The organism is Acidovorax sp. 59 (assembly GCF_002754175.1).
GTDB classification, from domain to species: domain Bacteria; phylum Pseudomonadota; class Gammaproteobacteria; order Burkholderiales; family Burkholderiaceae_C; genus Acidovorax; species Acidovorax delafieldii.
The window spans coordinates 4,540,447-4,554,245 of the sequence record NZ_PEET01000001.1; the positions used below are offsets into that span (position 1 = coordinate 4,540,447).

A 13,799-nucleotide genomic window follows, 5' to 3' on the forward strand; every position below is an offset into this window, starting at 1 on the left:
TTGATCGCGTGAAACCCTCTGCCCTGCCCGACCGCGATGCCCTGCACCGCAGCATCGACTCGGTGTGGCGCATCGAGGCCGCGCGCATCATTGCCAGCGTGGCGCGCATGACGCGCGACGTGGGCCGGGCCGAGGAGCTGGCGCAGGACGCCCTGGTGGCCGCGCTGGAGCATTGGCCCCAAGACGGCCTGCCCGCCAACCCGGCCGCGTGGCTCATGACGACCGCCAAGCGCCGCGCCATCGACCACCTGCGCCAGCAGGCGCTGCACCAGCGCGAGCACGAGGCCCTAGGCCATGACCTCGAAGCGCTCGAGGCGCAGTACGCGCCCGATGTGGTGGACACCCTGATGCACGCCGAGCAGGACGACATTGGCGACAACCTGCTGCGCCTGATCTTCACCGCCTGCCACCCCGTGCTGCCCACCGAGGCGCGGGTGGCGCTCACGCTGCGGCTGCTGGGCGGCCTCACCACGGCCGAGATCGCGCGCGCCTTCCTGGTGCCCGAGCCCACCGTGGCCCAGCGCATCGTGCGTGCCAAGCGCAGCCTCACGGCCGCGCAGGTGCCGTTTGAAGTGCCCGGCGCGGCCGAGCGCGCGTCGCGCCTGGCCTCGGTGCTGGAGGTGATCTACCTCATCTTCAACGAAGGTTATGCCGCCACAGCGGGCGACGACTGGATGCGCCCCGCGCTGTGTGGCGAGGCCCAACGCCTGGTGCGGGTGCTGGCCAGCCTGGCGCCCGACGAGCCCGAGGTGCAAGGCCTGGTAGCCCTGCTCGAAATCCAGGCCTCGCGCCTGCCCGCACGCACTGATGCACAAGGCCAGCCCGTGCTGCTCATGGACCAGGACCGCGCGCGCTGGGACCACCTCCTGGTGCGCCGGGGCCTGGCCGCCCTGGACAAAGCCGAGCAGCTCGCGCGCACCGGCAAGCCCTGGGGGCCGTATGCATTGCAGGGCGCCATCGCGGCCTGCCACGCACGCGCCCGGCAGGCGCAAGACACGGACTGGCCCCACATCGTGGCGCTGTACGACGCACTGCTGCAGGTGGCGCCCTCGCCCGTGGTGGCACTGAACCGCGCCGTGGCCGTGGGCATGGCCGAGGGGCCGGAGGCCGCGCTGGCGCTGGTCGATGCACTGGCCAGCGACCCCCTGCTGCGCCATTACCACTGGCTGCCCAGCGTGCGCGGCGACCTGTTGGCCAAGCTGGGCCGGGGAGATGAAGCGCGAGCCGAGTTCGAGCGCGCAGCCAGCCTCACCCGCAACGCGCAGGAAAAGGCGCTGCTGCTGGCCCGCGCCTGCGGCTGACGGCCGGTGTTGTGCCCACCCTCACCCCGCTGCAAGGACACCACCCTCATGCCCCACCCTGCCCCTGAATACCCGCTGGAAGGCGGCTGCACTTGCCGCCATGTGCGCTACCGCCTGTTGGCTCCCCCACTGTTTGTGCACTGCTGCCACTGCCGCTGGTGCCAGCGCGAAAGTGGCGCTGCTTTTGCGCTGAACGCGATGATCGAGGCCGACCGTGTGGAACTGCTCGCAGGCACCCCGGCGATGGTGCACACCCCGTCAGAAAGTGGCCTGGGCCAGCAGATCGCGCGTTGCCCGCATTGCCAGGTGGCGGTCTGGAGTCACTACGCAGGCGCGGGTCCCGTGATGGCGTTTGTGCGCGTGGGCACGCTGGATGCGCCTGACCACCTGCCGCCCGACATCCATATCTTCACGGCCTCCAAACAGCCCTGGGTGGTGTTGCCGCCGGGGATACCCGCCGTGGCGGAATATTACGAACGCGAGGGGTTGTGGCCTGCGCAAAGCATCGCCCGTCGCCAGGCGGTGCTGCCGCGCATCCAGGCCTACCGTGCGGCTGCAGGGCTCGACCCGGCCTGATGGCCTGTGCCCGGCGGGGGGCTCAGCGCCGGCGGCGCTTTTTGATGGTCTGGCCTTGCGGCGTGGCGGCATTGGGTGCCAGCCCCAGGGCAGCGCGGGCCAGCGTATCGGCCGCGCCATTGCGGTGGCGGGGAATCCACTGGACCTGGGCTTGTGGGAACTGCCGCAGTGCCTGGCGTGCTTCTTCAAACAGCGTTGCCAGCCGCGCGATCGGCGCCGTGGGATGGCCGCCCAGCTGCTCCACCAGCACGCTGTTATCGCTGAACACGTGCACTTGGGTTGATGTGGCAATGCCCTGCTGCGCGAGCCACTGCAGCGCCAACATCAGCGCGCGCAACTCGGCCTCGTTGTTGCAGCCGGTGAAGGTGGTGGCTTCGGAGATCTGGTGCCGCACGGTCCCGTCGGGGCCCGTCAGCACGGCCCCCAGGCCCATGCGCCCCGGGTTGGGCCAGGCACTGCCGTCGCAGTGGATCACCCAGGCACCAGGGGCGAGCGGCGCGGCCGCCCGTGCAGCGGTCACTTGTAAAAAGCTTCGACCGTGCCCTTGATCTTGATGAGCAGCGGCTGGCCCTTGCGGTCCACCGTCTTGCCGGCGGGAACCTTCACCCAGCCTTCGCTGATGCAGTATTCCTCCACATCAAAACGCTCCTTGCCGTTCAGGCGGATGCCGATGTCGTGCTCGAACACGGCGGCCACATGGTGCGGGCTGCGGGGGTTGACCGACAGGTGGTCGGGCAGGGGCGGCAGGGCGGGGGTGTTGGGGGTGGTGGCTTCGGTCATAGAGGTCTCAGCGAGAAAGGAGAAAACGCAAAGCGCGGATTCTCCGGCATTTGGGGTGCTGGCCTTCCCAGCGTTCGATCATCGCCCCAGCGGCGCCACGCCGATCAGCCACGCATGGCCCCAGAACGCAAAGCCCGCCCAGGCCACTGCACCCACCACCACAGCCGCCGCCGTGCCTGCAGCGCTGCCTGCCGCGTACACGGTGCCCTGCGCCCGGTCGCGCAGGCGCGCGGCGCGAAAGCTCAGCACCGCCCACAGCAAGAAGCTGCCAAACAGCAGCACGTCGGCCAGGTTGCCGTTGGACAGCAAATGCGCCAGCGCCCACACCTTCACGCCCAGCACCATGGGGTGGTGCAGCCGGGCCTTGAGGGCATTGCGCGGCACATAGGTGGCGGCCAGCAGCACAAAGGCGATCAGCGTCAGCAGGGCTGCGGCGTGCCGCATGCCGATGGGCGGCACCCACAGCACCACCGGCTGCTGCCGCGCCAGGCCGTAGCCCCAGACGATGAATGCCAGGCCCACGGCCGACACCAGCGAATACAGCCCTTTCCACGGCATCTCGCCCAGGCGCGCCCGCGTCTGCGTGCGCCAGCCATCGGCCACGATGCGCACCGAGTGCACGCCCAGAAACAACACCAGTCCCAGTACCAGATACCCCATGGCCAAGCCTTTCATGTCGTCGTGAATCAACAGGGGCTGGCGCGTCGCCATCTGGCGGCGTGGCCCCTCGGTCTTGCTTGGGCGGATTATCGGCAGTGCGTGCCTGTGCCCTCGTCGTGTGGGGGCTTGCCGTGCTGGCTGCGCGCCGCCATCATGCCGCCCATGTCTGTCCGCCCGCTGCCCGACGCCTCTGAGCTACGCGCCCTGCCCAACCTGGGTCCGGCGTCCGAACGCATGCTGCACGCGACGGGCATCCACACACCCGCAGCGTTGCGTGCACTGGGCTCCGTGCCCGCTTTTGTGGCTGTGCGTCAGGCGGGGCAGCAACCCAGCCTCAACCTGCTGTGGGCGCTGGAGGGCGCGCTGAGCGGCCGGGACTGGAAAAGTGTGGCCCAGCAGGAGCGCACCGCGCTGCTGATGCAGCTGGACGATCTGGAGAGCGGTCGCCGGCCCTGATTTTGAGCGAAAACTGCCCCAAGCGCTAGTGAATCAAGCGCTGGTAGCTATCAATTTGGTAGTCGTTTTGCTGCCGCATTGCCTGCACGCAGGTGGGGTCAGATCCCCGCATGCTGCGCCAGCAGCGCCCCCACCTTGGGCTTGGCGCAGCGCTGCAGCGTTTGCAGCAAGGCGTAGCTGGGCTCGGCCACCCGCCAGCGGGTGCGCAGGTCGTGCTGCATGCGGGCCAGCAGCGCAGCGGCCATCTCGGCATCGGCCAGCGCCCGGTGGGCCTGGCCTGTGCGCGGCAGGCCGTGGTAGTCCACCAGCGTGCCCAGCTTGTGGCTGGGCGCCTCGGGGTACAGGCGCCGCGACAGCAGCACCGTGCACGCAAACGGCTGCGGCGCGGGCATCCCGGCCAGTGCCAGTTCGGCCTGCCAGAACTTGCTGTCGAACGATGCGTTGTGCGCCACCATGGGCGCATCGCCCACAAAGCGCGCGGCATCCTGCATCACCTGCGCCGCGTCGGGCGCGGCGTTCACCATCGCGTTGGTGATGCCGGTGAGCTGGGTGATGAAGGACGGAATCCACACCCCGGTTTTCATCAGGCTCTGGAACCGGTCCACCACCTGGCCGCCTTCCAGCAGCACGATGGCCACCTCGGTCGCGCGCGCGCCCTGGCCGGGCGAGACGCCGGTGGTTTCAAAGTCGATGACGGCGATGGGGGGCATGGGCTTGCGTGCGAAAAGGAAGGATTGTGCCGCCGCACCTGCCCGCCATCCTGTGCGTCCTGCGGGCCTGTGTGTCCAACTGCCTATCCAGGAGTGTGGCCTACACTGCCCCACCCCCTTTCTGGATGCATGGAGCCGAGCAACCCATGAAGAACCACACCACCCAACCCGCCTGGCTCCATGCCGCCCTGGACTACCTGCCGCCGTGGCTGGGCCTGCAACTGGAGCGCTACCGCCAGCCCGGGTGTTCCGTGGCCATTGCACGCGGCGGCGAGACCGTGGCCGAGCTGGCCCTGGGCGTGGCCGACATGCGCACCCACCAACCCCTCACGCCCCGGCACCGCCTGCGCATCGCGTCGCACTCCAAGAGCTTTACGGCAGCGGGCGTCATGCTGCTGCGCGAGCAGGGAAAGGTCGGGCTGGACGACCCCATTGGCCGCTATGTCGATGGCCTGCACAAGGACCTGGCCCGGGCGCGCATTGGCGAGCTGCTCTCGCACAGCGCGGGCGTGACGCGCGACGGGCCCGATGCCGGCCAGTTCCTCGACCGGCGGCCGTATCTCTCCCGCGCCGAGCTGCTGGCGGATCTGCGCCACAAGCCGCCGCTGGAGACGGGGGTGCAGCTGAAGTACTCGAACCACGGTTACGGCTTGCTGGGGCTGATGATGGAGCAGGTCACCGGCACGGAGTACGCCAGCTGGATGGTGCGCCACGTGATCGATGCTGCGGGCCTGCAGGAAACCGCGCCCGACATGCCGCGCCTGGCCCGGGGCGCCCCGATGGCCGTGGGCCACAGCAGCGAGTTTCCGTTCGGCCAGCGCCTCATCGTGCCGGGCGACAACCGGTGCGACGCCATGGCCCCGGCGGCCGGGTTTGTGTCCACCGCGTCGGATGTGGCCCGCTTCTTTTCGCAGCTGGCGCCAGACAGCCAGCGCAGCATCCTGTCGCCCGCCAGCCGCCGCGAGATGGCGCAGCGCCGCTGGCGCGACCCCTGCAACCTGTTCGAGTCCCACTACGGCCTGGGCACCATGCTCAGCGCGCCGGGCCCGCGTGAATGGATGGGCCACACCGGCAGCCTGCAAGGGTTCCTGTCACGCACCGCGCGCTACCCCGCGCTGGATCTGACGGTGACGGTGCTCACCAACGCGCAGGACGGCCTGTCCACCGAGTGGGTGGAAGGCATTGCCAGCATCCTGTTTGCGTTCCAGCAGCATGGTGCGCCGGGCAAAAAGGAAGCCGCCTGGGCGGGGCGCTGGTGGAGCCTGTGGGGCGCCAGCGACCTAGTGCCCATGGGCAAGGTGGTGTGCCAGGTGGTGCCCGCCATGTTCGTGCCGTTCAACGCCGCCACCACGGAGCTGGCCATCACCGGGCGCGACACCGGCGTGGTCCAGAAAGCCTCGGCCTATGCCAGCCCCGGCCAGCCGGTGCGCCGCGTGCGCGATGCCAGCGGCACCGCCACCGAGCTGTGGGTGGGCGGCACCCAGCTGTTGCCCAAGGACGCCATGGTGGCCGAGGCCACCCGTCGCTATCGCAAGGCGCGCCGCACTCCGCGCTGATCCCGGCAGCCCGGGCCTCAGCCCTTGGGGTGCGCTAAAAAGAACCGCAGCATCTCCGCCGTGGCATCGACCCCGGCAGGGTCGGTGTGGCTGCCGCCCGCGTGCCCACCAGCCCACGCGTGCCCTGCGCCGTGCAGCACCCAGTGTTCTGCCACCACCGTGCCAGTCAGTGCGCTGGCCGACGGGGCGCCACCCGCCACGGTGTACACCTTGCGGGTGTAGCTCTGGCCACCACGGGACTGGCCCTGGTGCACGGTCTCCACCGTCGTCTGGCCGTCACCTGGGGTCGTGGCCAGTGCTGACAGCGTTGCCTCGATGAGCTGCTCACCGTTGTGTGCATGTACGGTGGTGTCGGCGTCGCCGTGGAACACGATCACCGGTGGGAGTGGCAGTGCTGGGGCGTCAGCGGCATGGTGGGTCGCCGCACCGGGTTTGGCCCCGTTCTTCATCGCCGACAGTGCGCCCATCACGTTGTGCGCGGCACCCGCCTGTAGGCCGGAGTGCACGCCCACGGCCGCAAACAGGTCGGGGTATTCGCGGCCCAGCAGTGCTGCCATGGCGCCGCCGGCGGACAGGCCCGCCACGTAGACGCGTTGCGCATCCACCGGGTGGCGCGCCATCACATCCCGCAGCATGGCCACGATCAGCGCGGGCTCGCCGCTGCCCCGATGCTGGTCGCCGGGGCGAAACCAGTTCCAGCAGCCGTTGGGGTTGGCGCTGTGGGGTTGCTCGGGGTACAGCACCAGGGCGTTGGCGGGCGCTGCTGCGTCGTTCATGCCCGTGCCAGTCGCAAAGTCCACCGGGTTCTGCGTGCAGCCGTGCAGCATCAGCACCAGGGGCATGGGGGTGCCTGCCGTGGCGCCCGGGGGCACGTACAGGTGGTAGTGGTGCGGGTTGTGCCGAGCGCCCGGGTGGGTGAAGGCCACGCGGGTGAAGCCCCCAGGGGGCTCCGCCAGCGGGTGGTGGCTGGCGGCGGGGCGTGGTGTGGTCGAGGGCTGTGCCTCTGCAGGCGGAGCGTGGGTGCTGCGGTCGATGACCACGGCGTCTTCCACCTCTTGCGCGGTGTGGGCACTGCGCCAGCGGGGGGCGTTCCCTGCCGTGGGTTCGGGCTCGGGCGCGTGCAGCGGGGGGGCGTTTGTGCTGGCGGGTGCGGGAGGGGGGCCATGGCGTGCCACGGCCTCGCCCAGGGTTTGCTGGATGGCCCGCGTGGCGTCGGCCAGTTGGCCGCTGCGCACCAGCTGGGTGGCTTCGCCCATCAGGCGCTTGAGGTTCAGGTTCCAGTCCATGGGGACTCCTTGGTGGTGGGTGCGGGCACGGGCGGGCACTGGCGACGCGCTGCGGTCTGTGTACGGGGATTCAATGCATGCGCCCGGCCAGCGCGGCCTTGACGGCTGCACTGGCGTGGAACGCGCCCAAGACCGTCACCGAGGCGATCGTGGCCTGCGCCAGTGCGGGCGGCACGTCGTCGTCGATGCTGGCCAGGCCCAGCACACGGATCTCCAGCGCCTGGCCTGCCGCCAACACGGCCTCCAGCTCGGCCCGGCCAAAACGCTGCAGTCCCAGCACAAGCATCTTGCGGGCCACCACCTGGCGCACCGCGTCGTTCTGGGCGGTCAGCTGGTTGCGGATGGCGGTGCGGATGAAGTCGGTGCGGTTGGCGTAAAAGCCTTCGGACACCAGCAGGTCAATGTGGCCCAGGTCCACAAAACCGAGGTTGATGGTGACCTTCTCGGACTCGGGCACCTTGCTGCGTGCGGGGGCGGTGGGAACCAGGTTGCTCATCAAGCACACTCCAAAGAACATCCAGACAGATGGTGTATGGATGGAATATGGATGGTGTTTGGCTGCTTTGCAAGAGCTGCCCAAAAAGAATGGGGCCTACGGGCCCCAGGAGGTACTGCATGCGCTCACTACCAAAATGGTAGCAAACAAGCCATGTTTCTGTAGCGCTAGCGCCCGGTTTTGCCTGAAATTTGCCCCGGAGACCCGCAGGATGGCGGTGCAGATGCTGCACCGCCCTGGGGAAAGGGGCTCCACTCACACCCTGCAGGCCGATCCCGAGGGATCGTCCACAGGCGCTCAGAACAGCGTGAGTTCCTTGTGTTCACCCAGGCTGCGCGGCGGCTCGCCAGTGAAGGCCGCCTTGGCCATCTGGAACAGTTGCACCATCTTGCTCTCGTCCACGTTCCAGTATTCGGCGTGGCGAACGCGCACCACCAGCAGTGCCAGGTCCGGGTCGGTCGCTCCGCCAGGGAACCACGCCTTGGCCATGGGCGACCACAGGGCTTCCTTGAGCGCGCGGTCGTCCACAAAACGCGCCTGGCCTGACACGGACACATAGCGGTCCTCGCCCGGGTCGGCGTACGACACATTCACCTCACCATCGGTCAAAAGGCGTTCGTACAGCTCGCCCGACTGGGAGATGAAGAAGTAGAGCTCGGCCTGTTCATCGAGCTGCCGGTTTTGCGTGGTGAGCGGGTGCGCGTGCAGCATGCCTGTGGACGTGCGGTGCGTGAGCATGCCAAAACGGATGTCCTTGATGAGCTTCCACAAGGTGTCGTGGGCGGGGGAGTTGGGGTGCATGGGGCCTCCAGCAGGCGGTAGGGAATCAATCGAAGAGTGCGGGCACTGCAATCGATTGACTCTAGGCACCATGGGGCGGCCAGGGCGTCGGCGGGGAACGCCGATGCCTGTGGGCGGTTGTCTGACACAGGGGCGCCGCCCTCCTCCATCAGGCCTTCTTCAAGAACTCCGACTTCAGCAGCATGCTGCCCAGGTCCGTCTTGCAGTCCACGTTGTGGCCATCGGCACCATCCACCAGGCGGATGCTCTTGATCTTGGTGCCCTTCTTGAGCGTGGACGACGAACCCTTGACCTTGAGGTCTTTCACCAGGATCACCGCGTCGCCGTCGGCCAGCGGGTTGCCGTTGGCATCCCGGACGATGCCGTCGCCTGCATCGGCGTCGGCGTCCGCTGCATCGGCCACCTGCGGCCATTCAAAGGCGCAGTCGGGGCACACATAGTTGCTGCCATCCGGGTAGGTGTTCTCCTGGCCGCACTGGGGGCAGGCGGGAACGGTGTGGGGCATGGTGGGGTCCTCTCTGTCGTTGTTGTAGTGGTTGTGAAATGGGTGCGCAAAGTGTCGCCGCTTCACAGCGGCGCGCGTTGCTCCAGCGCAAACGGCGGCAGCCCTTTGAGCAGCCGCTGGCCGTAGCTCGTGCGCGTCAGGCGCTTGTCGTAGCAGTACACATGCGCCATGTCTTCTTCGGTGCGGATCGCGCGGCCCACCCATTGCGCCAGGCGGATGGCGGTGGCGGGCACCACCAGCTCGCTGAAGGGGTCGCGCCCCACGGCGCGCAGCCATTCGGCGCGGGCCTCGCCCACGGGGTCGTCGGGCGGGGCAAAGGGCAGCTTGGTGATGAAGACCGATTCGCACAGCCGCCCGGGCAAATCCAGCCCCTCGCCAAACGACTGCATGCCGAAGATGACCGAGGGCTCGCCGTTCTCCACCCGCTCGCGGTGGCGGCGCAGCAGCTGTGTGCGCGGCAGCGCGTTCTGCACCAGCACCACGCTGCGCATGGCGGTGGGCAATGCATCCACGGCCTGGCGCATCTGCTCGCGCGAGGTGAACAACACCAGTGCGCCGTATTCCACGCGGGCAATGTCGTGCAGCAGCGCATCGACCATCTCGGTGGTGAACTGCGCGGCGTTCTTGGGGTCGGCGCGGGTCTCGGCGGCAATCAGCGTGCCCTGCGCGGCGTAGTTGAAGGGGCTGGGCACCTCCAGCGTGGTGGTGGCTTCATCGCCATGCAGGCCCGCCTCGCGCAAGAAGAAGTCAAAGTGCCCGCAGCTGGTGAGCGTGGCCGAGGTCAGCACCGCACCGCGCACCGCGCTCCACAGGTGGTTGCGCAGCGTGGTGCCGGGCAGGATGGGGCTGGCATGCGCCTTGACCACGATGAAGTCGCCATCCACCTCCAGCGTGAACCATTTGGCGGCGGGCACCGCGCCTTCGGGCGCATCCTGCAGCAGCAGTTGCGCGGTGGCATGCAGCTCTTCCAGGCGCGGGGCCAGCATGCCAATCTGCGCATACAGCGTGGACAGCCGCTTGGCCTCGTCGGGCTTGTCGCGCATCTCGGCGCGCAGGGCTTTGCTGATGGCGCGCAGGGCGTCGAGGAAGCCCTCAGCGCTGGCGGCCAGCAGGCCCAGCGGCGCAATGAGCTGTTCGGGCAATTCGCCGCGTGGCACGCGCACGCGCGCCGGACCCCAGGCGCTGGGCTGGCTCTTGAGCTGGGCGCCGTACACATCCATCACGATGCGCGCCAGGTCCTGCAGCGTCTGCCGCAGCAGGGCCGAATGTTTGGGGATGTCGGCAATCTCTTCGACCTCCAACAGTGCCCCAATGCGCAGGCCCCGGCTGGCAAGCCGCTCGATCCAGGTGATGCGCGACAGGTCCATGCTGCACGCAAACTGGTCGAGCGCCGTGGCGGGCAGGTGGTGGGCTTCGTCCAGCACCAGGAGGCAGTTGTCCAGCTCGGGCAACACGCGCGCGCCCAGCGATGACAGCAGCAGGTCGTGGTTGGCCACGATCACCTGCGCGCCCACCAGCTCCTTGCGCTTGTCGTAGTAGGTGCACTGGCTGAAAGCCGGGCAGTGTTTGCCGGTGCACGATGCGCCCTCGGCCGCCACGGGGCTCCACACCTCGGGCTCGGGCGGCATGTCCAGGCTGTCGCGGTCACCATCCCAGGCGCCTTTCGACAGCGTCTGCGCCATCGTCGAATAGAACTGGATGCGCGCCTCGGTTTCGTGCCGGGGGCGCTTGGCGCGGGCGGCCGCTTCCTCCTCGGCAAACAGGTCGTCTTCGCCCTCTTCCTCCGCCTCGCCCGTGCCCGCCAGGCGGTCGAGCTTGAGCTTGCACACATAGCGCCCGCGCCCCTTGGCCAGCGCAAACTTGAAGGGCTGGGGCAGCAGTGCGGCCAGCGCGGGCAGGTCCTTGTTGACCAGCTGCTCTTGCAACGCCACCGTGGCGGTAGAGATCAACACCCGCGTGCCGCGCGATAGCGCCAGCGCAATGGCGGGTGCGCAGTACGCCAGCGACTTGCCCACACCCGTGCCCGCCTGGATGACGGCAATTGAGCGCGTGGGCGCGGCCTCGCCACTTTCTTCATCCACCTTGCCCAGCGTGGCGCTGCTGAACGTGCGTGCTACCTGCTGCGCCATCAGCCGCTGGCCAGCGCGGCTGCGAAAACCCTCGGTGGCCGACACCACCGCATCGAAAGATTCAAGGGCCTGTGCGGCCCACACCTGTTGAGACATACAGTAGTGTCGCATGGCTTGGGGGGCCCGCCGCGCCAAGGGTGTGTGTGCGCCGTCTCCATCGCCCGTCGGGTAGATGGCCTCTGGGCCTACACGGCGACGAGGGGGGCGTTTTTATGATCCACAGGACGGGACCCGCTGCGGTCCCCACCCAGGAGACCCCATGCCCCGCAACACCCACCCCGACGAAACCACCCCCGCCCCCACCGGCCCAGAACCGTCCATCGACACCACCAAACGCCAAGCCCCCGGCCCCGACACGGAGGGACCGCTGAAGGCGGGGCAGTCTGCTGCGAAGGAAGAAAAGCCCAAGCTGCCCCACGAGCGTGACGAGTCGGTGGACATGACCCATGGCAAGCCCGACGCGCAAATCGAGCAGGCCTACCGTGATGTGCAGCGTGGGTTGCAAGACACCGATCGGGGGCCACCGGCCGACAAGGCTTACCAGAAGCAAAAGCGTTGATAGCCTTGTGAATGCTTCGCTATTGATAGCTATCAGCGCTTATACAGAAAGCGCTAGCGGCCATTTTCTTTGAAGGTGGTAGCTGTATCGCCTGTTGCATTCACCCCCGCTCGCGCAGCGCGCGCTCGATCCGGTCACGTCGCACCGTCGTCTTGGGCACCTTGAACGGGAACCACGTGCGTACGTCTTCTTCCAGACCGATGCCGTGCATGTAGTTGTAGATGGCCTTCTTGAGCGCGCCGCCCAGCGCGTCGTGGTCGACGCCCGTGGGGTCGATGAAGGCCACGTCGTTCTTGGCGAAGTCGCCCGGGGGCAGGGGCGCCAGGGTCACACCGTACTCCTCGGGGTTCTTGCCGACGGGCGAGTGCACGGTGCAGGCAAAGCGGTGGAAGAACCCGCTCTGAATGCAGCCGTTGGCGAACAGCTGGCGCACGTACTCCAGCGCGTCCACCGTATCCTGCACGGTCTGGGTGGGAAAGCCGTACATCAGGTACGCATGCACCAGGATGCCCGCGTCGGTGAAGGCCCGGGTCACGCGCGCCACTTGGTCGACCGATACGCCTTTTTTCATCAGCGTGAGCAGCCTGTCCGATGCAACCTCCAGCCCGCCCGAGATCGCAATGCAGCCGCTGTCGGCCAGCAGCTCGGCCAGGTCGGGGGTGAAGGTTTTTTCAAACCGCACATTGCCCCACCAGCTGATGCCTGCGTTGCGCGCGATCAGCTCGGTAGCCAGCGCCTTGAGCGCCTTGGGCGGCGCGGCTTCGTCCACAAAATGAAAGCCGGTCTGCCCCGTCTCGTGCACGATCTGCTCGATGCGGTCGGCCAGCACGGCGGCGCTGGCGCCTTCGTAGCGGCTGATGTAGTCCAAGCTCACGTCGCAGAAGCTGCACTTCTTCCAGTAGCAGCCGTGCGCCACGGTGAGCTTGTTCCAGCGCCCGTCGCTCCACAGGCGGTGCATGGGGTTGAGCATGTCCAGGAGCGATAGATAGCGGTCCAGCGGCAGGCCGTCCCAGGTGGGCGTTCCCACCTCGGCAAAGGCGATGTCGGCTTCCATCATGTTGATGTACTGCACCGCGCCATCCTCACCGCGCACGAAGGTGCGCACCAAGCGCTGGCGGCCGCGCTCGCCGCGCAGGTGTTCCAGCAGCGCCAGCAATGGGCGTTCGCCCGCGTCCAGCGTCACATAGTCAAAAAAGTCGAACACACGTGGGTCGGCCAGTTCGCGCAGCTCGGTGTTCACAAATCCGCCGCCCAGCACGGTGGCGATGTGCGGGTGCCGCGCCTTGATGGCCTGGGCAATGCGGAACGCCGCATACACGGACCCCGGGAACGGCACGGACAGCAGCACCACGCTGGGCTGGTGCTTGGCAATCGCTTCGTGCGTGAGCTGCTCCAGCAACTCGTCCACCAGCGTGGGCGGCGCAGCGAGTGCTTGGGCCAGCGGGTCAAACGTGGGCTGGCTGCCCGCCAGCGATTCGGCATAGCGCACAAACTCAAAACGCTCGTCCACCGCGTCGCGCAGCACATCGGCCACGTCGTTCAGGTACAGCGTGGCCAGGTGCTTGGCCTTGTCCGTCAGGCCGAGCGCGCCAAAGGCCCAGCCCAGCGGGTCGCCGCCTTCGTCATCCACATACACATCCAGTGTGGCAAAGCGCGGGCCCTCGGGCAGGTAGTTCCTTCCCACGATGCGGTGCGCCAGCGTGCTGTCGCGGCCTTGCAAGAAGGCAATGGCGGGGCCGATGGTGGCGAGGTAGCGGTCCTTTTGCGCCGCAAAACTTTGCACGGCGGGGCTCTGCTTTTTGGCGGGCAGCGCATCCACCTGGGCCGCCACCGCACGCAGCCCTTCGGGCGAGAGCAGGCGCAGCACCAGCGCCAATGCCAGGTCTTCCTGGAACGCCGTCACCCCCCGCGAACGCAGAAAGCCCGTGAGGTAGGCGGTGGAGGGGTATGGCGTGTTCAGCTGCGTCATCGGGGGGATGACGGA

Annotated in this window: 15 protein-coding genes; 5 read left to right on the forward strand and 10 right to left on the reverse strand. The window is 68.1% G+C overall.

Annotation, left to right across the window (positions count from 1 at the left end):
- The first annotated feature begins 8 nt into the window (after positions 1-8).
- The gene (locus tag CLU87_RS20795; RefSeq protein ID WP_199170857.1) at positions 9-1,301 is read left to right on the forward strand and encodes an RNA polymerase sigma factor; all 1,293 of its coding nucleotides are present in this window, start codon (positions 9-11) and stop codon (positions 1,299-1,301) included.
- Between the two features lie 48 nt (positions 1,302-1,349).
- Entirely contained in the window at positions 1,350-1,877 is a 528-nt protein-coding gene (locus CLU87_RS20800; RefSeq protein WP_056056887.1) for a GFA family protein, read from the forward strand.
- Positions 1,878-1,899: 22 nt separating this feature from the next.
- Here the strand turns inward: CLU87_RS20800 and CLU87_RS20805 are convergent, their stop codons facing one another.
- The 3 genes from CLU87_RS20805 to CLU87_RS20815 form a co-directional block, all read right to left on the reverse strand.
- Complete coding sequence (locus CLU87_RS20805) at positions 1,900-2,397, reverse strand: ribonuclease HI family protein (RefSeq protein WP_099731660.1); 498 nt, start codon at positions 2,395-2,397, stop codon at positions 1,900-1,902.
- Positions 2,394-2,657 carry a DUF3297 family protein gene (locus tag CLU87_RS20810; RefSeq protein WP_015011863.1) on the reverse strand — a complete coding sequence of 88 codons (264 nt, stop codon included), beginning with the start codon at positions 2,655-2,657 and terminating at the stop codon, positions 2,394-2,396. Before CLU87_RS20810 ends, CLU87_RS20805 begins: the two co-directional genes overlap by 4 nt.
- A gap of 78 nt (positions 2,658-2,735) precedes the next feature.
- Positions 2,736-3,317 carry an NnrU family protein gene (locus tag CLU87_RS20815; protein WP_099732288.1) on the reverse strand — a complete coding sequence of 194 codons (582 nt, stop codon included), beginning with the start codon at positions 3,315-3,317 and terminating at the stop codon, positions 2,736-2,738.
- Between the two features lie 162 nt (positions 3,318-3,479).
- Between CLU87_RS20815 and CLU87_RS20820 the strand changes: the two genes are divergently transcribed.
- Complete coding sequence (locus CLU87_RS20820) at positions 3,480-3,773, forward strand: TfoX/Sxy family protein (protein ID WP_099732289.1); 294 nt, start codon at positions 3,480-3,482, stop codon at positions 3,771-3,773.
- 98 nt (positions 3,774-3,871) lie between these two features.
- Here the strand turns inward: CLU87_RS20820 and CLU87_RS20825 are convergent, their stop codons facing one another.
- A complete protein-coding gene (locus CLU87_RS20825; RefSeq protein ID WP_099731661.1) occupies positions 3,872-4,483 on the reverse strand; it encodes a PolC-type DNA polymerase III in 612 nt (203 codons plus the stop codon).
- A gap of 146 nt (positions 4,484-4,629) precedes the next feature.
- Between CLU87_RS20825 and CLU87_RS20830 the strand changes: the two genes are divergently transcribed.
- Entirely contained in the window at positions 4,630-6,039 is a 1,410-nt protein-coding gene (locus CLU87_RS20830; RefSeq protein ID WP_099731662.1) for a serine hydrolase, read from the forward strand.
- Between the two features lie 17 nt (positions 6,040-6,056).
- Here CLU87_RS20830 and CLU87_RS20835 read toward each other — a convergent pair whose 3' ends face one another.
- From CLU87_RS20835 to dinG, 5 genes are all read right to left on the reverse strand, one after another.
- Positions 6,057-7,325 (reverse strand): PHB depolymerase family esterase, encoded by a 1,269-nt coding sequence (locus CLU87_RS20835; protein ID WP_099731663.1) that lies wholly within the window; start codon positions 7,323-7,325, stop codon positions 6,057-6,059.
- A 70-nt stretch (positions 7,326-7,395) separates the two neighbouring features.
- Positions 7,396-7,821 carry a hypothetical protein gene (locus CLU87_RS20840; RefSeq protein WP_056057652.1) on the reverse strand — a complete coding sequence of 142 codons (426 nt, stop codon included), beginning with the start codon at positions 7,819-7,821 and terminating at the stop codon, positions 7,396-7,398.
- 297 nt (positions 7,822-8,118) lie between these two features.
- Positions 8,119-8,622, reverse strand: coding sequence for a pyridoxamine 5'-phosphate oxidase family protein (locus CLU87_RS20845; RefSeq protein WP_099731664.1), 504 nt, complete (start codon positions 8,620-8,622; stop codon positions 8,119-8,121).
- A gap of 148 nt (positions 8,623-8,770) precedes the next feature.
- Positions 8,771-9,127 (reverse strand): zinc ribbon domain-containing protein YjdM, encoded by a 357-nt coding sequence (locus CLU87_RS20850; protein WP_056743179.1) that lies wholly within the window; start codon positions 9,125-9,127, stop codon positions 8,771-8,773.
- Between the two features lie 62 nt (positions 9,128-9,189).
- Complete coding sequence (gene dinG, locus CLU87_RS20855; protein WP_099731665.1) at positions 9,190-11,352, reverse strand: ATP-dependent DNA helicase DinG; 2,163 nt, start codon at positions 11,350-11,352, stop codon at positions 9,190-9,192.
- Positions 11,353-11,515: 163 nt separating this feature from the next.
- Between dinG and CLU87_RS20860 the strand changes: the two genes are divergently transcribed.
- Positions 11,516-11,815, forward strand: a complete 300-nt coding sequence (locus tag CLU87_RS20860) for a hypothetical protein (protein WP_099731666.1) — start codon at positions 11,516-11,518, stop codon at positions 11,813-11,815.
- 100 nt (positions 11,816-11,915) lie between these two features.
- Here the strand turns inward: CLU87_RS20860 and CLU87_RS20865 are convergent, their stop codons facing one another.
- Positions 11,916-13,784 (reverse strand): radical SAM protein, encoded by a 1,869-nt coding sequence (locus CLU87_RS20865; protein ID WP_099731667.1) that lies wholly within the window; start codon positions 13,782-13,784, stop codon positions 11,916-11,918.
- Positions 13,785-13,799 lie beyond the last annotated feature (15 nt).